At 70.5% G+C, this 20,119-nt stretch carries 14 protein-coding genes; 9 read left to right on the top strand and 5 right to left on the bottom strand.

The features are described 5' to 3' along the window. Positions 1–37 precede the first annotated feature (37 nt). The 3 genes from AC3IX6_RS05020 to AC3IX6_RS05010 form a co-directional block, all read right to left on the bottom strand. The gene (locus AC3IX6_RS05020; RefSeq protein WP_489369040.1) at positions 38–1,621 is read right to left on the bottom strand and encodes a hypothetical protein; all 1,584 of its coding nucleotides are present in this window, start codon (positions 1,619–1,621) and stop codon (positions 38–40) included. 308 nt (positions 1,622–1,929) lie between these two features. Then, entirely contained in the window at positions 1,930–3,555 is a 1,626-nt protein-coding gene (locus AC3IX6_RS05015) for a hypothetical protein (RefSeq protein WP_489369039.1), read from the bottom strand. Positions 3,556–3,826: 271 nt separating this feature from the next. Further along, complete coding sequence (locus AC3IX6_RS05010) at positions 3,827–5,464, bottom strand: PKD domain-containing protein (RefSeq protein ID WP_489369038.1); 1,638 nt, start codon at positions 5,462–5,464, stop codon at positions 3,827–3,829. A gap of 206 nt (positions 5,465–5,670) precedes the next feature. Between AC3IX6_RS05010 and AC3IX6_RS05005 the strand changes: the two genes are divergently transcribed. From AC3IX6_RS05005 to AC3IX6_RS04980, 6 genes are all read left to right on the top strand, one after another. Continuing rightward, positions 5,671–6,096, top strand: a complete 426-nt coding sequence (locus AC3IX6_RS05005) for an MmcQ/YjbR family DNA-binding protein (RefSeq protein ID WP_489369037.1) — start codon at positions 5,671–5,673, stop codon at positions 6,094–6,096. Between the two features lie 104 nt (positions 6,097–6,200). Continuing rightward, positions 6,201–7,367, top strand: a complete 1,167-nt coding sequence (locus tag AC3IX6_RS05000; RefSeq protein ID WP_489369036.1) for a CaiB/BaiF CoA transferase family protein — start codon at positions 6,201–6,203, stop codon at positions 7,365–7,367. Next, entirely contained in the window at positions 7,367–8,392 is a 1,026-nt protein-coding gene (locus AC3IX6_RS04995) for an LLM class F420-dependent oxidoreductase (protein WP_489369035.1), read from the top strand. The genes AC3IX6_RS05000 and AC3IX6_RS04995 overlap by 1 nt, the downstream gene beginning before the upstream one ends. An 11-nt stretch (positions 8,393–8,403) precedes the next feature. Next, positions 8,404–9,546, top strand: a complete 1,143-nt coding sequence (locus AC3IX6_RS04990) for an acyl-CoA dehydrogenase family protein (protein ID WP_266903184.1) — start codon at positions 8,404–8,406, stop codon at positions 9,544–9,546. 58 nt (positions 9,547–9,604) lie between these two features. Further along, on the top strand, positions 9,605–10,819 hold the full coding sequence (locus AC3IX6_RS04985) for an acetyl-CoA C-acetyltransferase (RefSeq protein ID WP_274550410.1): 1,215 nt from the start codon (positions 9,605–9,607) through the stop codon (positions 10,817–10,819). A gap of 54 nt (positions 10,820–10,873) precedes the next feature. Further along, positions 10,874–13,057 (top strand): 3-hydroxyacyl-CoA dehydrogenase NAD-binding domain-containing protein, encoded by a 2,184-nt coding sequence (locus AC3IX6_RS04980; RefSeq protein WP_489369034.1) that lies wholly within the window; start codon positions 10,874–10,876, stop codon positions 13,055–13,057. A 27-nt stretch (positions 13,058–13,084) separates the two neighbouring features. On the opposite strand, the gene AC3IX6_RS04975 is transcribed toward AC3IX6_RS04980, so the two are convergent. Then, positions 13,085–13,780 carry a maltokinase N-terminal cap-like domain-containing protein gene (locus AC3IX6_RS04975; protein ID WP_489369033.1) on the bottom strand — a complete coding sequence of 232 codons (696 nt, stop codon included), beginning with the start codon at positions 13,778–13,780 and terminating at the stop codon, positions 13,085–13,087. Further along, positions 13,743–14,519 (bottom strand): MerR family transcriptional regulator, encoded by a 777-nt coding sequence (locus tag AC3IX6_RS04970; protein WP_489369032.1) that lies wholly within the window; start codon positions 14,517–14,519, stop codon positions 13,743–13,745. The genes AC3IX6_RS04975 and AC3IX6_RS04970 overlap by 38 nt, the downstream gene beginning before the upstream one ends. A gap of 134 nt (positions 14,520–14,653) precedes the next feature. Here AC3IX6_RS04970 and AC3IX6_RS04965 point away from each other — a divergent pair, with 134 nt between their 5' ends. The 3 genes from AC3IX6_RS04965 (at position 14,654) to aspT (AC3IX6_RS04955) (ending at position 20,082) form a co-directional block, all read left to right on the top strand. After that, entirely contained in the window at positions 14,654–16,531 is a 1,878-nt protein-coding gene (locus AC3IX6_RS04965; protein WP_489369031.1) for an AMP-dependent synthetase/ligase, read from the top strand. Between the two features lie 121 nt (positions 16,532–16,652). Beyond that, positions 16,653–18,335, top strand: coding sequence for an aspartate-alanine antiporter (gene aspT, locus AC3IX6_RS04960; protein ID WP_489369030.1), 1,683 nt, complete (start codon positions 16,653–16,655; stop codon positions 18,333–18,335). Positions 18,336–18,378: 43 nt separating this feature from the next. Then, positions 18,379–20,082 carry an aspartate-alanine antiporter gene (gene aspT / locus AC3IX6_RS04955; protein WP_489369029.1) on the top strand — a complete coding sequence of 568 codons (1,704 nt, stop codon included), beginning with the start codon at positions 18,379–18,381 and terminating at the stop codon, positions 20,080–20,082. Positions 20,083–20,119: the final 37 nt, after the last annotated feature.

Below are 20,119 nucleotides of genomic sequence, written 5' to 3'. Positions count from 1 at the left end.
CCGTACGGGCGGCCGGGCGGGTGCTCGGCCTCGTGGATCAGTCCTCCTGGTACATGCCGAAGACGTCGAGGACGAGGTCGATGTCTCCGTCGCTCTGGTTCCAGAAGTTGACGATGCCGGTCTCGCCGGTGCTCGTCTGGACCAGGTTCGGGACGGTCTTGCCGGGCGTCCAGTTCAGGGTCGAGGAGGTGGGCGCCACGGGCTCACCCGTGCTCGGCTCGGGGCCGACCGCGAGGAAGCCGCTGTCCTTGGGGTTGGTCACCGTGGCGTTCAGCACGAAGCCCGTGATGCCGTAACCCGGTGCGGACAGCGGCGCGTGGATGTAGTCGCGGCCGGGCAGAGGGCCGTACACGTCGTCATTGGGGTCACGGGTGTCGACGAAACGCGCAGGCTGTTCGAAGGGCAGGTAGGAGCCCTTGCTCTGCGGGCTGTAGTAGCCGACGACGTCGACGATGACGTCGGCCGGGTTCCAGCCGCCGTTGCGGATGCTGATCCTGCCGTCGGGGCCGACCGGGACGATCACCGAGTTGGCTATGGTCTGGCCCGTCGTGAAGTTCACGTTGGACGCGGTCGGCACCTGCTGCCCGCTCGGGAAGACGGTCAGGTGGCCGTCGCTCCTCGGGTTGGTGACCGTGACGTTGAGGGCCACGGCGGTGACCCCGGAGGCGGGCACCTGGCGGAGGCCGGTGATCTGGGTGCTGAAGATCCCGTAGCCGGGGACCTGGCCCTTGGGGGCGCCGAGGGCTGTGCGGGTGTCGACGAAGCGGGCCGGGTCCAGCGGGGTGTAGCCGCTGGAGGCGGACCGGGTGAAGTAGCCGGTGACGTCGGCGATCAGGTCGACCGATTCCCAGCCGCCGTTGTAGAGGTCGACGTAGCCGTCGGCGCCGACGGGCACGATGACCAGGTTCGGGACGGTCTGGCCGGGTGCGAAGTTGACGTTCGACGTGGTCGGACGCGTGGTGCCGCCGGCGAAGGCCGTGACGTGGCCGCCGCTCGTGGTGTTCGTGACGGTGACGTTGAGGACCACGGCGGTCACGCCGGTGGGAATGGTGCCGTTGCCGCCGATCTTCACCCGTGCGGAGGTGTACCGGGCGACCTTGCCCGCGACCGCACCGGTGCCGTTACGGGTGTCCAGCAGTCGCTTCGGGCCGTACGGGGTGTAGTCCGAGCCATGGGTCGTGACGGACAGCTGGTTGGAGGCCACCACGTTGTTGGTGCTGTCCGTCACGGTCACCTTGACCGTGTACGTGCCGAGCTCGGTGTAGGTGTGCTGCTCGGTCAGGGTCTGGCTGCCAGAGGCGTGGGTGACCGTCGAGTGCGTGTCGCCGTAGTCGATGACGACGGTGAGCGGCGTGGCCGCGCTGGTGATCTCGCTCTGGAGCTCGATCGCGTGCGCGCTGAGGGGGGTCGCGGTCAGTCCCACCTTGAGGTCCGGGTTGCCCTCGGCGGTCGCGGACAGCGTCGTGGCCGTCGGCGCGCTCTTGGTGGCCGGGGCGGTCCGCAGGCTCGACTGTCCGGCGGGGCTGGTGGACTTGGGCGCGTCCTCCAGGACGTCCTGGACCAGGTCCGGAGTGCTGATGCCCTGGACGCTGCCGTTGGCCGGCCCGGCTGCCTGAGCCATGCCCGGTACGAGGGAAATGCCCGCTGCGAAAACGGCTGCGGATGCAGCGAGTCGGCGATATGACACCGAGCCTCCGAAATGTCAGTGAGCCCTGATCAGGGCTGAAAGGGCGCTCAGGCTACAGAGCCCGCGGGCCGGCCCGAGACGGGGGTCTTTCCGTTGCCGTCCCGTTGCCGTCCTGTTGCCTTCACCTGGACGTTCGTTGCCGGGAGGGCGCCGGAAAGCGCCCCGGGAGCGGCCTGGACGGCCGTTCCCGGGGCGCTGTGTGCGGTGGCTGGGTTCAGCCGCATTCACCGCTCACCGGTGGATCAGTCGACCTCGTAGTCGCCGAAGATGTCCACGACGACGTCGATGTCGGCGTCGCTCTGGTTGAAGACGTCGATGATGCCGTGGTAGCCGGTGCTCGCCTGGACCAGGTTCGGGACGGTCTTGCCCGGCGTGAAGTTCAGGGTCGAGGAGCTGGGCGTGTCCGGCGGGCTGTCGTAGTTGCCGTCGTACGCCTCCTTCGAGTTCGGGTCCGGTGCGACGGCGAGGAAGCCCACGCCCTTGGGGTTGGTCACCGTGGTGTTCATGACGAAGGCCTTGGTGCCCGGGTACTTCGTGCTGAGCCTCATGGGGATGTAGTAGCGGCCCGGCAGCGGGCCCCACTTCCATTCGCGGGTGTCGAGCCAGCGGAACGGCTGGTACGCCACGTACGCGGCCTGGCTGTCGGGGCTGTAGTAGCCGACGACGTCGACGATGACGTCGGTGCCCTTCCAGCCGCCGTTGCGGATGCTGATCTTGCCGTCGGCGCCGATGGGGACGATCACCGAGTTGGCGACGGTCTGGCCGCCGCGGAAGTTCAGGTTGGAGGCGGTCGGAGCCTTCGTGCCACCCGGGTAGACGGTCAGGTGGCCGTCGTCCTTCGGGTTGGTGACGGTCACGTTGAGGGCGACGGCGGTGGCCCCGGCGGGGACGCTGCGGACACCCGAGATCGCGGTGCCGAAGCCCTTGAAGCCCTCGACCTGTCCCTTGCGGGTGCCGAGCCCGATACGGGTGTCGACGAAGCGCTCCGGGGTGATCGCGGTGTAGCCGCTGGCGGCGGACTGGGTGAAGTAGCCGGTGACGTCGGCGATCAGGTCGACCGTCCCCAGGCCGCTGTTGTAGAGCTCCACGTAGCCGTCGGCGCCGATCGGCACGACGACCAGGTTCGGGACCGTCTGGCCGGGCTCGAAGTTGATGTTCGAGGTCGTCGGGCGGGCGGTGCCCGAGGCGAAGGCGGTGATGTGGCCGGCCGCGGTGGCGTTGGTGAGGGTGACGTTGAGGACCGCCGTGGTCGCACCGGCGGGGATCTTGCCGACGCCCGCGACCTTCACGCGCGTGGAGCTGTTCCCGCCGACCTTGCCCTTCGGGGCGCCCGTGCCGTCACGGGTGTCGAGCAGCCGGGTCGGGGCGTGCGGGGTGAACTCGGAGCCCATCGTCGTGACCGCGACCGTGTTCGTGACCGAGGTGCTGGTCCCGACCTCCTCGACCGTGACGGTGATGACGTAGTTGCCGACCTCGGCGTAGGTGTGCTGTCGCTTCTCCAGCCCGGAACCGGTGGTGTAGTAGTAGTCCGGCGCCCCGCCGTCGCCCCAGTTGATGGCGACGTAGAGGGACTGGTCGGCCTCGGCCGTGAGCTTGGCCGCCAGCTCGATCCCGTGGGCGCTGGTGTGCGCGGCCGTCAGCCCGACCTTGTAGGTCGGGTCGGCCGCGGTCTGTGCCTGCGGAGTGCCGGCGGCCTTGGGCGTGCCGGCGGCCGGGGCCACGGACTTGGTGCTGCGCTCGGCCGGGCTGGTGAAGGTCTTGGTGGGCCGCACCTCGCTCAGGTCCTGGTCGGGCAGCGCGACCCCGTGGGCCTTGCCCGGTGCCGGTGCCGGGTCGGCCGCGTGGGCCAGACCCGGAATGAGTGACATGCCTGCCGCGAGGATGGTCGCGGATGCTACGAGTCGGCGATGAGACACCGAGCCCCCCCAATGTCGTGTGTCTGCCGGTCCGCGAACGGGGCCGGAGAACCCGCAGGGCCTCCCTGGCCCGCGGGTGGCCGTACGCGGGCCCTCCCTGGCCAGGCGTACGGCGATGGTGCCCCGGGGGCGGCCTGGACGGCCGTGCCCGCGGGGCACCGTGATCCACCGTGGTGCACGGGGTGCGGCCGTGTCGGGCCGCACCCCGTGCACCACGGGTGGATCAGTTGTCCATGTAGATGCCGAAGATGTCGACGATGAGGTCGATGTTGGCGTCGCTCCAGTTGAAGAAGTCGATGACGCCGGTGTTGCCGCGGCCCGCCTGCACCAGGTTCGGGACGGTCTTGTTCGCGGTGAAGTTCAGGTTCGACGAGGTCGGGATCGGCACCTCGACGTTGGTCCCGTTCTTGTAGTCCGCGATGGTGTTCGGGTCCGGAGCGACCGCGAGGAAGCCGGCACCCTTGGTGTTGGTCACCGTGGTGTTCAGCACGAAGGCCGTGGTGTTCGGGTACCCGTCGCCGAGTCCGAGCGCGCTGTAGTGGCGGCCGGGCAGCGGCTTGTTGTTCTCGCGGGTGTCCTTCACGCGCTCCGGGTTGAAGGGGAGGTACGCGCTGACGCTGTCGGGGCTGTAGTAGCCGACGACGTCGACGATCACGTCGGCCGGGTTCCAGCCGCCGTTGCGGATGCTGATCTTGCCGTCGGTGCCGACCGGGACGATCACCGAGTTGGCGATGGTCTGGCCCGTGGTGAAGTTCAGGTTGGACGCGTTCGGCGCGGCCTTCCCGGCGGGGAAGACGGTCAGGTGGCCGTCGCTCCGCGGGTTGGTGACCGTGACGTTGAGCGCCACGGCCTTGGCCCCGGCGGGGACGCCGCGGTTGCCCGCGATCTTGGTGGTGATGGTCCCGTAGCCGGGGATCTGGCCCTTGCGGGTGCCGAGACCCTCCCGGGTGTCGACGTGGCGCTCCGGGGCGAGCGCGGTGTAGCCGCTGGCGGCGGACTGGGTGAAGTAGCCGGTGATGTCGGCGATCAGGTCGACTCCCAACCAGGTGCCGTTGTAGAGCTCGACGTAGCCGTCGGCGCCGACCGGGACGATGACCTGGTTGGGGACCGTCTGGCCGGGCTCGAAGTTGAGGTTCGAGGTGGTCGGACGCTCGGTGCCCGAGGCGAAGGCGGTGATGTGGCCGGGGCTGAAGGTGTTGGTGACGGTGACGTTCAGGGCCACCGCGGTCACACCGGCCGGGATGGTGCCGTAGCCGGCGACCTTGACCCGCGCGGACTTGTAACCGAGGACCGGGTCCTTGGCGACACGGGTGTCCAGCAGACGGGTCGGGGTGTACGGGGTGAAGTCCGAGCCCTCGGTGGTGACGCTGACGGAGTTCTCGGCGGAGACGTTGTTGACGGCGTCGGTCACCTTGACCTTGACCGTGTACGTGCCGACCTCGCGGTACACGTGCTCCACGTGCGCCGCTTCGGTGCCGTGGGCGCTCGCCGTGCCGGTGGTGCCGTCGCCCCAGTCGATGGTGAGCTCGACGTCGACGTCCGCGCTCGTGACGCCCATGCTCAGTTCGAGCGAGTGCGCGTTGAACGTGGTGCCGTGCAGGGCCACCGCGAGGTCCGGGTTCCCTTCGGAGGCCGCCAGCGTGCCGGCCGCCTTGCCCTTGCCGGCGGCCGGGACCTTGACCGAGCGGTCGGCCGGGCTGTCGAACGTGGTGGTCTTGGCCTCGATGGCCGAGTCCAGATCGGGCGTGGATACCCCCTGCACCTTGCCCGGCGCGGAGTCGGCGGCGTTCGCCAGCCCCGGTATGAGCGAAATACCCGCCGCGAGGATGGTCGCGGATGCTACGAGTCGGCGATGAGACACCGAGCCCCCCCAAATGTCTGTGAGCCCTGGAACAGGGCCGAAAGCCCGCTCAGACTACATAATCCCCGGCCCGCGGATCACGCGGGTTTATCTGTTTGCGTTTGCACTGATTGGGGACTGTGGTCCGATTCCTCCGGGCTCGTCGCGACCGGCCGGTCTAGCGTGAGGAGGGGACGGTCCGTGCGAGCGGGTGAGGCCCGCGGTGAGTGGAGGTTCGAGTGAAGGCTGGGGTGCGCAAGTGGGAAGCGGTCCGGGAGTTCGCCCTGGGGTTGCCGCAGGCGCGGGAGGAGTTCCCCTGGGGTCCTGAGGACTGCGTGGTGAAGGTCAACAAGAAGATCTTCGTCTTCCTCGGGAACGCCGACGGGCCCTCGCCCGGGATCTCCGTGAAGCTCAAGGACGAGGCGCTGCACGGTCACGCCATGACCGCGCCCGGCGCGGAGCCGACCGGATACGGACTGGGGAAGGCCGGCTGGGTCTCCGTGCCGCTGGGGGAGAAGGGGGCGCCCTCGGCCGAGGTGCTGTGCGAGTGGGTGGAGGAGAGCTACCGGACCGTCGCGCTCAAGCGAGACCTCAAGGAGCTCGACGCGCGGGGAGCGGGGTCCGCCGCCGCGGGAAACGGGCCAACCGGCTAAGCGCTTGCTCTTGTGCTCCGTGGAACAGGTTCCTAGCATCACTGGTGTTACATCAGTTGTGTCACACAGTGGCGGCAGTGGTGCCACCGGATGCTGGGGGCTCGATGGCAGTGACAGGGAACGTGACGGGGAGCGTGCCCGGGAGCGGCGGGGGCCCGCTCGCGGGCGTGCGCGTCGTCGAGCTGGCGGGCATCGGGCCCGGCCCGTTCGCCGCGATGCTCCTCGCCGACCTGGGAGCCGACGTGGTGCGGGTGGACCGGCCCGGCGGCGGCGGGCTGGCCGTGAACCCGGCCTACGACATCACCAACCGCAACAAGCGCTCCGTCCTCGTCGACCTGAAGTCCGCCGACGGCCCGGCCCGCGTGCTGGACCTGGTCGAGCGCGCCGACGTGCTCATCGAGGGCTTCCGCCCCGGGGTCGCCGAACGGCTCGGCGTGGGCCCGGCCGACTGCCATGCCCGCAATCCCCGGCTCGTCTACGGCCGGATGACCGGCTGGGGCCAGGACGGCCCGCTCGCCCACACCGCCGGGCACGACATCGCGTACATCGCCGTCACCGGCGCCCTCGGCATGATCGGCAACCCGGGCGAACCCCCGGCCGTCCCCGCCAACCTGGTCGGCGACTACGCGGGCGGCTCGCTCTACCTCGTCATCGGCGTCCTCGCCGCCCTCCAGCACGCCCGCACCCCCGGCGGCACCGGCCAGGTCGTCGACGCGGCCATCGTCGACGGCACCGCGCACCTCACCGCGATGATCCACGGGATGATGGCGGCCGGCGGCTGGCAGGACCGGCGCGGGGCCAACCTCCTCGACGGCGGCTGCCCCTTCTACGGCAGCTACGAGACCTCCGACGGCGGCTACATGGCCGTCGGCGCGCTGGAGCAGCAGTTCTACGACAGCTTCGTGGAGCTCCTCGGCATCAAGGACGAGGCCCCCGCCCGCAAGGACCTGGCCCGCTGGGGCGAGCTCCGCGAGGCCGTCGCCGCGCGCTTCAAGACCCGTACCCGCGAGGAGTGGACGGCCGTCTTCGCGGGCACCGACGCCTGCGTGGCGCCCGTGCTCTCGCTGCGCGAGGCCCCGCACCATCCGCACCTGGCCGCCCGCGGCACCTTCGTCGAGGCCGCCGGGATCACCCAGCCCGCCCCCGCGCCCCGCTTCTCCGCGACCCCGGCCGCCGTCGTGGGCGGCCCCGCGCTGCCGGGCGCGCACACGGAGTCCGTGGCGGCCGACTGGGGCGTACCGGGGCTGCTGGGGAAGGAGCCCGACGCCTGATGGAACTCTCGATGATGCTCGACTACGCCGCGGACCCGCGCCGCGCCGCCGACGCGGCCGCCGAGCTGGAGACGGCCGGGCTCGACGCCGTCTGGGTGGCCGAGGCCTGGGGCTTCGACGCCCCGACGATCATGGGCTACCTGGCAGCCCGGACCGAGCGGATGAAGATAGGCTCGGCCATCCTCAACGTCTACTCGCGGACCCCCGCCCTCATCGCCCAGACCGCGGCGGGCCTGGACGCGATGTCCGGCGGCCGGGCGATGCTCGGCCTGGGGGCCTCGGGCCCGCAGGTGGTCGAGGGCTGGCACGGAAAGCCGTACGACAAGCCGATCGGCCGGACCCGCGAGACGGTCGAGCTGTGCCGGCGCATCTGGCGCCGCGAGACCATCGACCACCACGGCATCACCGACATGCCGCTGCCGCCGGAGAAGGGCGGCCGGCACGGCAAGCCGCTGAAGATGCTGACCCGCCCGGTCCGCGCGGACATCCCCGTCTACGTGGCCTCGCTGGGACCGGCCAACGTGCGGATGACCGCCGAGATCGCCGACGGCTGGCTGCCCACCCTCTTCGTGCCGGAGAAGGCCGATGCGGTGTGGGGGAGAGCCCTCGCCGAAGGCGCGGCCCGGCGTGCGCCCGAGCTCGGCCCGCTCCGGGTCGCGGCGGGCGGACTGCTCGCCATCGGCGAGGACGCCGCGGCGCTGCGGGACCTCGCACGCCCGCAGATCGCCCTGTACGTCGGCGGCATGGGCGCGGTCGGCAAGAACTTCTACAACGACCTGGCCGTCGCCTACGGGTACGGGGAGGAAGCCCGGAAGATCCAGGAGCTCTACCTCTCCGGGCGCAAGCGCGATGCGGCTGCCGCCGTACCGGACGAACTGTGCGAGCTCACCACGCTGTGCGGACCCGAGGGTTACGTGCGCGAGCGCGTCGAGGCCTTCCGGGCCGCCGGGGTGACCATGCTCAACGTCACGCCCGTGGGCACCGAGCCGGCCCGGCTCATCGAAACCGTGAAGAACTGGCTGTAAGGAGCCGTCTGATGAAGCGCCAGCTCTTCGACGCCGACCACGAGGCGTTCCGCGAGACCGTCCGCACCTTCCTCACCAAGGAGGTGCTGCCGCACTACGAGCAGTGGGAGAAGGACGGGATCGTCAGCCGCGAGGCCTGGCGGGCCGCCGGCCGGCAGGGGCTGCTCGGCCTGGCCGTCCCCGAGGAGTACGGGGGCGGCGGGAACACCGACTTCCGGTACGCGGCGGTGATCGCCGAGGAGTTCACCCGGGCGGGCGCCGCCGGGCTCGCCATCGGCCTGCACAACGACATCATCGGGCCGTACCTGACCTCGCTGGCCACCGAGGAGCAGAAGCGCCGCTGGCTGCCCGGATTCTGCTCCGGCGAGATCATCACCGCCATCGCGATGACCGAGCCGGGCGCGGGATCCGACCTCCAGGGCATCCGGACCACCGCCGAGGACGCGGGCGACCACTGGGTGCTCAACGGCTCCAAGACCTTCATCTCCAACGGCATCCTCGCCGACCTGGTGATCGTGGTCGCGAAGACCACCCCCGAGGGCGGGGCGCACGGGATGTCGCTGCTGGTCGTGGAACGCGGTACGGAGGGCTTCGAGCGCGGCCGCAACCTCGACAAGATCGGCCAGAAGGCGCAGGACACCGCCGAGCTGTTCTTCAACGACGTGCGCGTCCCCAAGGAGAACCTGCTCGGCGAGCTGAACGGCGCCTTCGTCCACCTGATGACCAACCTCGCGCAGGAGCGGATGGGCATCGCGATGGCCGGCATCGCCGCCGCCGAGTACCTGCTGGAGATCACCACGCAGTACGTGAAGGAGCGCGAGGCCTTCGGGCGGCCGCTCTCCAAGCTCCAGCACGTCCGCTTCGAGATCGCGGAGATGGCCACCGAGTGCGCGGTCACCCGCACCTTCCTCGACCGCTGCATCACCGACCACTCCAACGGGGAACTGGACCACGTCCACGCCTCGATGGCGAAGTGGTGGGCCACCGAACTCCAGAAGCGGGTCGCCGACCGCTGTCTGCAACTGCACGGCGGATACGGATACATGACCGAATACCGGGTCGCCCGGGCCTTCACCGACGGCCGCATCCAGACCATCTACGGCGGTACGACCGAGATCATGAAGGAGATCATCGGCCGTTCCCTGCTGGCCTGACCTCCCCCTGCCCCTCCTGACCCTCCCCACGCCTCCGCACCCCCGAAAGGCTTGACCAGTGAGCACCGAAGCGTACGTATACGACGCGATCCGCACGCCGCGCGGACGGGGCAAGGCCAATGGCTCCCTGCACGGCACCAAGCCGATCGACCTGGTCGTCGGCCTCATCCACGCCCTGCGCGAGCGCAACCCCGGCCTGGACCCCGGCACCATCGACGACATCGTGCTCGGCGTCGTCAGCCCGGTCGGCGACCAGGGCTCCGACATCGCCCGGATCGCGGCGATCGCCGCCGGGCTGCCGGACACCGTGGCGGGCGTACAGGAGAACCGCTTCTGCGCCTCGGGCCTCGAAGCCGTCAACATGGCCGCCGCGAAGGTCCGTTCCGGCTGGGAGGACCTGGTCCTCGCGGGCGGCGTGGAGTCGATGTCCCGCGTCCCGATGGCCTCGGACGGCGGAGCCTGGTTCAACGACCCGATGACGGGCTGGGACACCGACTTCGTCCCGCAGGGCATCGGCGCCGACCTGATCGCCACGATCGAGGGATTCTCCCGGCGCGACGTGGACGAGTACGCCTCCCTGTCCCAGGAGCGGGCCGCCGCCGCCATCAAGGACGGCCGCTTCGCCAAGTCGATCGTCCCGGTCACCGACCGCAACGGCCTGGTGGTCCTGGACCACGACGAGTTCGTCCGCCCCGGCACCACCGCCGACACCCTCGCCCGGCTGAAGCCCTCCTTCGCGGACATCGGCGAACTCGGCGGCTTCGACGCCGTCGCCCTGCAGAAGTACCACTGGGTCGAGAAGATCGACCACGTCCACCACGCGGGCAACTCCTCCGGCATCGTCGACGGCGCCTCCCTCGTCGCGATCGGCTCCCGCGAGGCGGGGGAGCGCAACGGCCTGACGCCTCGCGCCCGGATCGTCTCGGCCGCCGTCTCCGGCTCCGAGCCCACCATCATGCTCACCGGCCCCGCCCCGGCCACCCGCAAGGCCCTTGCAAAGGCCGGCCTGACCATCGACGACATCGACCTGATCGAGATCAACGAGGCCTTCGCCGGCGTCGTGCTGCGCTTCGTCAAGGACATGGGCGTCTCCCTGGACAAGGTCAACGTCAACGGCGGCGCCATCGCGCTCGGCCACCCGCTCGGCGCCACCGGCGCGATGATCCTCGGCACCGTCGTCGACGAACTGGAGCGCCAGGACAAGCGCTACGGCCTCGTCACCCTCTGCGTCGGCGGCGGCATGGGCGTCGCCACCATCGTCGAACGCCTCTGACCCGTCCTGATCCCCCTGATCCCTGATCCCACCCCTGACACGGAAGTTGCGAACATGAGCGAGTCCACCACGATCCGCTGGGAACAGGACGAGACCGGCGTCGTCACCCTGGTCCTCGACGACCCCGACCAGTCCGCCAACACGATGAACCAGGCCTTCAAGGACTCCATCGCGGCGATCGCCGACCGCGCCGAGACCGAGAAGGACTCCATCCGCGGCATCATCTTCACCTCCGCCAAGAAGACCTTCTTCGCGGGTGGCGACCTCAAGGACATGGTCCGGCTCGGCCCCGAGCACGCGCAGCTGGCCTTCGACACCGGCACCGCCATCAAGGCCTCGCTGCGCCGCATCGAGACCCTCGGCAAGCCCGTCGTCGCCGCCATCAACGGCGCGGCCCTCGGCGGCGGTTACGAGATCTGCCTGGCCTCCCACCACCGGGTGGCCCTCGACGCGCCCGGCTCCAAGATCGGCCTGCCCGAGGTCACCCTCGGCCTGCTCCCGGCCGGCGGCGGTGTCACCCGGACCGTCCGCCTGATGGGCATCGCCGACGCGCTCCTCAAGGTGCTGCTCCAGGGGACCCAGTACAGCCCCCAGCGCGCCCTGGACAACGGCCTGGTGCACGAACTGGCCGCCACGCCCGAGGAGATGCTCGCCAAGGCGCACGCCTTCATCGACGCGAACCCGGAGTCCAAGCAGCCGTGGGACGTCCCCGGCTACAAGATCCCGGGCGGTACGCCGTCCAACCCGCGGTTCGCCGCCAACCTCCCGGCCTTCCCGGCCAACTTGAAGAAGCAGCTCAACGGAGCCCCGTACCCGGCCCCGCGCAACATCCTGGCCTGCGCCGTCGAAGGCGCCCAGGTGGACTTCGAGACCGCGCTGACCATCGAGGCCCGCTACTTCACCGAGCTGGTCACCGGGCAGACCGCCAAGAACATGATCCAGGCGTTCTTCTTCGACCTCCAGGCCGTCAACGCCGGCCGCAGCCGTCCGCAGGGCGTGGCGCCCCGCAAGGTCGCCAAGGTGGCCGTGCTCGGCGCCGGCATGATGGGCGCCGGCATCGCCTACTCCTGTGCCCGCGCGGGCATCGAGGTGGTGCTGAAGGACGTCACCCCCGAGGCCGCCGCCAAGGGCAAGGCGTACTCCGAGAAGCTGCTCGACAAGGCCCTCTCCCGGGGCCGCACCACCGAGGCCAAGCGCGCCGAGCTGCTCGCCCGGATCACCCCGACCGCGGACCCCGCCGACGTGGCGGGCTGCGACGCCGTCATCGAGGCCGTCTTCGAGGACACCGCCCTGAAGCACAAGGTGTTCCAGGAGATCCAGGAGTACCTGACCCCCGACGCGCTGCTCTGCTCCAACACCTCCACGCTGCCCATCACGGGCCTCGCGGAAGGGGTTTCGCGGCCCGCCGACTTCATCGGACTGCACTTCTTCTCGCCCGTGGACAAGATGCCGCTGGTCGAGATCATCAAGGGCGAGCGCACCGGCGACGAGGCCATCGCCCGCGCCTTCGACCTCGTACGGCAGATCAACAAGACCCCGATCGTGGTCAACGACTCGCGCGGGTTCTTCACCTCGCGGGTCATCGGCCAGTTCATCAACGAGGGCGTCGCCATGGTCGGCGAGGGCATCGAGCCCGCCTCCGTCGAACAGGCCGCGGCCCAGGCCGGGTACCCGGCCAAGGTGCTCTCCCTGATGGACGAGCTGACCCTCACGCTGCCCCGCAAGATCCGCAACGAGACCCGCAAGGCCTTCGAGGCCGAGGGCCGGGACTGGGCGGAGCACCCGGCCGACACCGTCATCGACCGGATGGTCGACGAGTTCGGGCGCCCCGGGCGCAGCGGCGGCGGCGGGTTCTACGTGTACGACGAGGCGGGCAAGCGCGCCGGGATCTGGCCGGGGCTGCGCGAGCACTTCGCCAAGGCCCCCGGGGGCGGAGGCGTCGAGATCCCCTTCGAAGACATGAAGGAGCGGATGCTCTTCTCCGAGGCGCTGGACACCGTCCGCTGCTTCGACGAGGGGGTCCTGACCTCGTACGCCGACGCCAACATCGGCTCCATCATGGGCATCGGCTTCCCGGCCTGGACCGGTGGGGTGATCCAGTACATCAACGGCTACGAGGGCGGACCGGCCGGGTTCGTGGCCCGTGCCCGCGAGCTGGCCGAGAAGTACGGCGAGCGCTTCACCCCGCCCGCCTCCCTGGTGGAGAAGGCCGAGCGGGGAGAGACGTACGCCGACTGAGCCGGCTGAGGGGACCGAGGGGCGGGATCAGGAGGCGGCGTGGCCGGCGGTGCGCAGTTCCGCGAACGGGCCCCGGTACGCCGCCCCGTCCAGCGTGGTCCAGCCGGCGGTGAGCCGGCCGACGGCCCCCGATCCGTCCTGCGGCCCGTGCTCCCCGGGCCGCAGGACGCGCGTCAGGCCGAGCGTCAGGGCGGGCGCCGCGCCGGATTCCGGGGCGCCCGGCAGGCCGATGTCCGTGCCCCGCGCGGTGTCGGTGACTTCCGGCCGCCCCCGCAGGGCCGCCGGGAGCCCGGATCCCTCGTACCAGGCGGTGACCGAGGGGTCGCTCACCCCGCTGTCGCACTGGTCCTGCGCCACGGCCCGGCCCTGGATCAGTGCGAGCAACTGGCCCACGAGCACCGGGTCGTGGGCGCCGTCGTAGATCCAGCGGGTGCCGAGCACCCCGTGCTCGGAGGTGCCCACCAGGGCGGCTCCGGCACCGTCGAGCGGGGCGCCGCGGTAGGTCAGCGGCACGAGGTAGGAGGTTTCCCGGCCGCCCGAGTGGTCGGTGAGCACCATGAACTCGATGCCGACCTCACCCTCCGGGTCGTCGAGCCGGAACCCGCCCGAGCGGTCGAGCTCGGGGGCGTGTCCCGTGGACGCGTACCACGGCCGCGTCGGAAGCCAGGCAGTGAGAAGCTCCGTCTTACCGGGCTTCATGGTGGTCTTGTAGATCATCGCCATGGCCTGAACCTACCGGCTCGGACACGAAGGCAGCCCGCAATTCCTCCTTCAGCGAGCGCTGGAACGCGGTCACCAGGGCCTGCACCACCATGGGCTGCATATGGGCGGAGAGCGCCTTCATCGACTCCACCCGCTCCGGGTCGCTCTCGCCCTCCGTGAACGGCCCCCACACCTCGTCCCGGAACAGCGCGGTCAGCTGGTGCGCCGCCGTCCGCGCGTGCCCGAGCAGCACCTCGCGCGCGACCAGGATCGTCTCGTGGGCGATCGGTACGTCGAGCAGCGCCACCCCGAGCCGCAGCAGTCCCACGTCGACCCGGAAGCCCTCCGGGGTCCGCGTCAGCACGTTCATGGCCGTCAGCCGCCGGATGTCGGTCTCCGTCAGCGTCCGCCCCGCCCGCTTCTCCAGCTCCGCGCGCGAGGAGTCCAGCGCCGCGTCCGGGGCCCAGGTCGCCACCAGCGCGCGGTGGATGGCCAGATCGTGCGCGCTCAGGTCGTCGGGCAAGGCGTCGAGGTAGCGCTCGATGGCGGAGAGGGTCATGCCCTGGTGCTGCAACTCCTCGATGAGCGCGAGGCGGGACAGGTGCTCCGGCCCGTAGTGGCCCACCCGACGGGGTCCGATCACGGGAGGGGGCAAAAGCCCGCGGGTGCTGTAGAACCGTACGGTGCGGACGGTCACACCCGCCCTGGCCGCCAGTTCGTCGACGGTCAGCGACGCCGGCTCCGGTGCCTGGGTGGTCATGGGCTCTCCGCCTTGCTCTCTGATCAGCGCGTCTCTGTTCGGCACGGTTCTATTCGGCACGGCTTCGATCGACACGGTTCGTGTTCAACAGTATTGCTGTCGCACCAACGATGTGAAACGGCCAGGAGCTGCCCATGCCCACGAAACTGCGACTGCCCGCACCTCCCGACGAGCTCACCCTGCCCGCCCTGCTGGCGCGCAACGCCGCCGAGCACGGCGACCTGCCCGCCCTCTCGTGGCGCGAAGGCCCCGACGGCACGGCCTGGACCACCCTCAGCTGGTCGGACGTCCGCCGCAAGGTGGCCGTCCTCGCCGCCGGCTACGCCTCCCTGGGCGTCGAACGCGGCGAGCACGTCCTGCTGATGATGGGGAACCGCCCCGAGCACTGGCTCACCGACCTCGCCCTGGTCCACCTCGGTGCCGTCCCCGTCACCGTGTACGGGACCTCCGCGCCCGAGCAGATCGCCCACATAGCCCGCCACAGCCGGGCCCGGCTCGCCGTCGTCGAGGGCGCCCGGGAGCTGGCCCGGTGGGAGCCGCTGCTGAGCGACCCCGGGACCCCGCTGGAACGGCTCGTCGTGGCCGAGGCCGCCGAAGCCGGCCCGCACTCGACCTACGGGTCGGTGTACGCCGGGGGCGCCCGGCTGCACCGCTCCGAGGCCTTCGAGAAGGCCTGGCGGGAGTCCCGCTCCGAGGACCCGCTGACCGTGGTCTACACCTCGGGCACCACCGGCGACCCCAAGGGGGTGCGCCTGACCCACCGCAACATCGTGCTCCAGTCCGTCCGCCTCGACGGGCACATCGAGCTGCCCGAGCACGCCGAGCACCTCTGCTACCTGCCCTTCGCGCACATAGCCGAGCGGATCCTCGGCATCTACCTCCCGCTCCTGCGGGCCGCCCACGTCCGGCTGTGCGCCGACCCGGCCGCCGTATCGGTCGCGGTGCGCGAGCTGCACCCGGTGCAGTTCTTCGGCGTGCCCCGGGTGTGGGAGAAGCTGGCCGCCTCCGTACGGGCGGTGCTCGGGCGGCTGCCCGAGGAGCAGCGCCGCGCCATCGAAGCCGCCAACGACCTGGCGCGGGAGCGGGCGGGCCACCGGGAGCGCGGCGAGGAGGTCCCGGCCGGGCTCGAAGCCTCGTACGCCGCGGCCAAGGAGCGGGTGCTGGACCCGCTGCTGACGCTGGCCGGGCTGGACCGCCTGGTCTGGACGGCCAGCGCCACCGCGCCGATGCCGATCGACGTGGTCCGCTTCTGGGCGGGCTGGGGGATCACCATCATGGACGCGTGGGGGCTCACCGAGACCTCCGGCGTCTGCACGGTCAACAGCCCGGACGGCTTCCGGCTGGGCTCCGTGGGCCGCCCGATCCAGGGGCTGGAGCTGCGGATCGCGGAGGACGGGGAGATCTTCACGCGCGGGGAGACGGTCTTCGGCGGATACCTCCTCCCGGACGGCTCGGTGGAGAGCGCCTGCGACGAGGCGGGCTGGTTCCCGACGGGGGACATCGGGCGGCTCGACGAGGCGGGGTTCCTCTGGCTGACCGACCGCAAGAAGGAACTGATCATCACCTCGAACGGGAAGAACGTCTCGCCCGCCCTCGTGGAGAACACCGTCAAGGAGCACCCGCTGATCGGGCAGGCCCTGGTGCACGGCGACGGCCGCTCCTACCTCGTCGCCCTCCTGGTCCTGGACCCCGAACTCGGCCCGGCCTGGGCACAGGCCCGCGGCATCGAGGCCGCCACGCCCGCGGAGCTCGCCGCGCATCCGGCCGTACGGGAGGAGATCGCCCGGGCCGTGGCCGCCGCCAACGCCCGGCTGAACCGCACCGAGCAGATCAAGCGCTACCGGGTGCTGACCGGGGAGTGGGGTCCGGAGTCGGGGGAGCTGACCCCGTCCCTGAAACTGCGCCGCCGGGTGGTCCGGGAGAAGTACGCGGAGCTGATCGAGGGGCTGTACGCGGAGCCGTATGAGGAGGCGTCCGCAGCGCCGTCCGAGGGCCCGCACGAGGCTTCGTAGCAAGGTCCGTCACACGAACGGCCCTGCCCGGTGAGCGGATGGAAGCTCACCGGGCAAGGGTGAGGGAATGTGCATATGCCCTGAATTCGCCACGCCGCCCGGCAAGGGCGGCTGATCGCCCATGGGTGTGCTGCAAGACCACCCCGAACTCGCCCTGTTCCTCTGCCTTGCGGCCGGATACCTCCTCGGCAAGGTGCGCGTCGGCCCGATCACCCTCGGCGGCATCTGCGGCACGCTGATCGTGTCGCTGCTGCTCGGCGCCTGGGCCAAGATCGAGATCGACGCCGACGTGAAGACGATCTTCTTCGCGCTCTTCATCTTCGCCCTCGGCTACATGGCCGGACCGCAGTTCTTCGCCAACCTCAACCGCAAGAGCATGCGCTTCTTCGCGCTCTGCTTCATCGAGCTCGTCAGCGTGCTCGGCCTCGCCTACCTGCTGGCCAAGGCCTTCGACCTCGACGTCGGCACCGCCTCCGGCATCCTCGCCGGCGCGGCCACCGAATCCGCCGTGGTCGGCACCGCCACCGAGGCGATCGGCAAACTGCCCGACCTGACCGCGGAGCAGATCTCCACGTACCAGGGTCACGTGGCCACCGCGTACACGGTCTGCTACCTCTTCGGCCTGGTCACCATCGTCATCTACACCAGCCAGATCATGCCGATGCTGCTCCGGGTCAACCTGGCGGACGCCTCGCGCGAGCTGTGGGAGAAGATGCGCGGCGGCGGCTCCGGCGGCCTGGAGAGCGACGAGCAGGAGGCCATGCCCGGCCTGGTCGGGCGTACCCACCTGGTCACCCTCGCCGACGGCCGCACCGTCGGGAACCTCGAAGAGGCCTTCGGCGGCGGGGTCACCGTGGAGGCCGTCCGGCGCGGCTCCAAGGACCTCGCCCCCACCCCGGAGCTCGAACTCGTGCTCTCCGACCTCGTCCTCGTCGTCGGACGGCGCTCCGAGGCCATCGCGGCGGGCCGGGCCATCGGCCCGGAGACCCCCGGCATCCCGGGGGTGGACACCCCGCTGGCCACCCGGCAGGTCGCCATGACCGACAAGTCGGTCGCCGGCAAGTCCCTGGAAGAGATCCGGACCACTCACAAGGAGTTCGGCCGCAGCGGCGTGTACGTCACCGACGTGCTCCGCGGCGAGCAGCACCTGCCCGCCAACCCGGACACCGTCGTCGAGCGCGGTGACGTCGTCACCCTCGTCGGCGCCCGCTCGGGCCTGAACCGGATCGTGGAGAAGATCGGCACGGTGGCCAAGAACGACTCCACCGACTTCATCTACCTCGGTCTCGGCATCGCGCTCGGCTCGCTCATCGGCCAGCTCGTGGTCCGCCTCGGCGGGGTCCCGCTCTCGCTCGGCACCGGCGGCGGCTGCCTGATCTCGGGTCTGCTCTTCGGCTGGTTCCGCTCCCGCCGGCAGACCTTCGGCGCCTTCCCGCCGCAAGCCGCCACCACCATCAAGGACATGGGGCTCGCGGTCTTCATCGCCTGCACCGGTCTGACCTCGGGCCCGCAGGCCTGGCCGCTGCTCAAGGAGTACGGGGCCCTGCTGCCGTTCGCCGGGATCGCCATGGTCCTCGTACCGGCCACGATCTCGCTGGTCGTCGGGCGCAAGCTGCTGAAGATCGAGAAGCCGCTGCTGATCGGCGCCATCGCCGGACAGCAGTGCTCCACCCCGGCCATCACCTCGGTCACGCAGGTGGCGCAGAGCTCGGTGCCGATGCTCGGCTACACGATCACCTACGCGCTGTCCAACTTCCTGCTCCCACTCACCGGACCGATCCTCGTCGGGATCCTGGGCGCCTGACGACGCCCCTCCACGTCACCCACCCCACCCGGACGGCGCCCACATGATCGACTTCCTGAACCGGAACATCTTCCAGCCACACCCGGAACTCCTGGTCTTCATCACCGTCGCACTCGGCTTCCTCGTCGGGAAGCTGCGCTGGAAGGCCATCGGGCTGGGCGCCGTCACCGGCTGCCTCATCGTCGGACTCGTCTTCGGTGCCCAGTTCAAGATCACCATCGACGGGACCGTGAAGAACCTCTTCTTCACGATGTTCCTCTTCGCCCTCGGCTACAAGGTCGGGCCGCAGTTCTTCCGCGGCCTGAAGAAGGACGGCCTCCCGCAGGTCGTCAACGCGGTCATCGTCTGCGTCACGGGCCTGCTGGTCTCCTGGGGGTTCGCCGTCATGCTCGGCTACGGACCGGGGCTCAGCGCCGGTCTGCTGGGCGGCGCGCTCACCCAGTCCGCCGTCATCGGCGTGGCCCAGGACGCCATCGGAAACCTGCCGGGCCTCTCGGCCGACCAGATCAAGGAGCAGCAGGACTTCGTCGCCGTCGGCTACGCGGTCACCTACCCGCTCGGCACCATCCTCTGCGCGATGCTCCTGGCCAACGTGCTGCCCCGGCTCTACCGGCGCAACCTGGCGGCCGAGAGCGCCCAGATCGCCCAGGAGATGGACGCTCCCAGCGACAACCCCGACCTGCACGAGGGGTACTACGAGATCGTCCTGCGGGCCTACACCATCCAGCGGCCCGATCTCGTCGGACGGACCATCGACGACTTCGAGAACCAGCAGAAGGCACTGGGCCACCGCATCTACCTCACCCGGGTCCGCCGGGACGGGACGATCATCGACCACACCCAGCAGACCACGCTGCTCGAAGGCGACATCGTCGCCGTGAGCGCCCTGCGCGGGTCCCTGGTCGACTTCGACGCCCGCACCCACATCGGCCCCGAGACCGACGACGTCGAACTCCTCGGCTACCAGACCGAGACGCTGCACGTGGTCGCCTCGGAGAAGGAACAGCTCGGCAAGACCATCGCGGAACTGCGCGCCGAGCCCTTCATGGTCGGGGTCTACATCGACAAGCTCTACCGCTCCGGCACCGAGTTCCCCTATCGGCTCGCCACCCAGCTGGAGCGCGGCGACACCCTGATCCTGTCCGGCCCGAAGCGGCTGGTCGACCCGGCCGGCAAGGCCATCGGCAAGCCGGTGCCCACCAGCTTCGCCACCGACATGATCTGGGTGGGCCTGGGCATCTTCCTCGGCGGCTGCCTGGGCATCCCGGCGCTCACCGCGGGCGGGGTCCCGATCTCGCTGTCCACCTCGGGCGGCGCGCTGATCATGGGCCTGGTCTTCGGCTGGATCCGCGGCAAGTACCCGACGTACGGCAACGTCCCGCCCGGCGCGCAGTGGTTCATGGACACCCTCGGGCTCTGCCTGTTCGTCGCGGTCGTCGGCATCAACGCCGGGCCCAGCTTCACCAGCGGGCTGGCCACCGCCGGCTGGGGACTGCTGCTCTTCGGCGCCATCGCCACGCTGATCCCGCTCCTGGTCGGCTTCCTCGTCGGACACCACGTCCAGAAGATCCGCTTCCCGATCCTGATGGGCGTCCTCGCGGGCGGCCAGACCACCACGGCGGCGATCGGCGCGGTCAACGAACAGTCCAAATCGCAGGTGCCGACGCTCGGTTACACGATCCCCTACGCGATCAGCAACGTGCTGCTGACCATCTGGGGCGCCGTCATCGTCATCCTCAACCACTGAACGACCCTCGCCACAGAGCCCCTCGCCACAGAGCCCC

The sequence above is a fragment of the Streptomyces sp. GL_141 genome, assembly GCF_057834385.1.
This window is presented reverse-complemented; position numbering and strand designations above follow the sequence as displayed.

What these genes read in the sequence shown, in the direction of transcription:
- aspT (WP_489369029.1), top strand. Translation starts at nt 18,379, where the DNA reads ATGATCGACTTCCTGAACCGGAACATCTTCCAGCCACACCCGGAACTC.
- AC3IX6_RS05000 (WP_489369036.1), top strand. Translation starts at nt 6,201, where the DNA reads ATGGCAGTGACAGGGAACGTGACGGGGAGCGTGCCCGGGAGCGGCGGG.
- AC3IX6_RS04995 (WP_489369035.1), top strand. Translation starts at nt 7,367, where the DNA reads ATGGAACTCTCGATGATGCTCGACTACGCCGCGGACCCGCGCCGCGCC.
- AC3IX6_RS04965 (WP_489369031.1), top strand. Translation starts at nt 14,654, where the DNA reads ATGCCCACGAAACTGCGACTGCCCGCACCTCCCGACGAGCTCACCCTG.
- aspT (WP_489369030.1), top strand. Translation starts at nt 16,653, where the DNA reads ATGGGTGTGCTGCAAGACCACCCCGAACTCGCCCTGTTCCTCTGCCTT.
- AC3IX6_RS04975 (WP_489369033.1), bottom strand. Translation starts at nt 13,780, where the DNA reads ATGGCGATGATCTACAAGACCACCATGAAGCCCGGTAAGACGGAGCTT.
- AC3IX6_RS04990 (WP_266903184.1), top strand. Translation starts at nt 8,404, where the DNA reads ATGAAGCGCCAGCTCTTCGACGCCGACCACGAGGCGTTCCGCGAGACC.
- AC3IX6_RS04970 (WP_489369032.1), bottom strand. Translation starts at nt 14,519, where the DNA reads ATGACCACCCAGGCACCGGAGCCGGCGTCGCTGACCGTCGACGAACTG.
- AC3IX6_RS05020 (WP_489369040.1), bottom strand. Translation starts at nt 1,621, where the DNA reads ATGGCTCAGGCAGCCGGGCCGGCCAACGGCAGCGTCCAGGGCATCAGC.
- AC3IX6_RS04980 (WP_489369034.1), top strand. Translation starts at nt 10,874, where the DNA reads ATGAGCGAGTCCACCACGATCCGCTGGGAACAGGACGAGACCGGCGTC.
- AC3IX6_RS05015 (WP_489369039.1), bottom strand. Translation starts at nt 3,555, where the DNA reads ATGTCACTCATTCCGGGTCTGGCCCACGCGGCCGACCCGGCACCGGCA.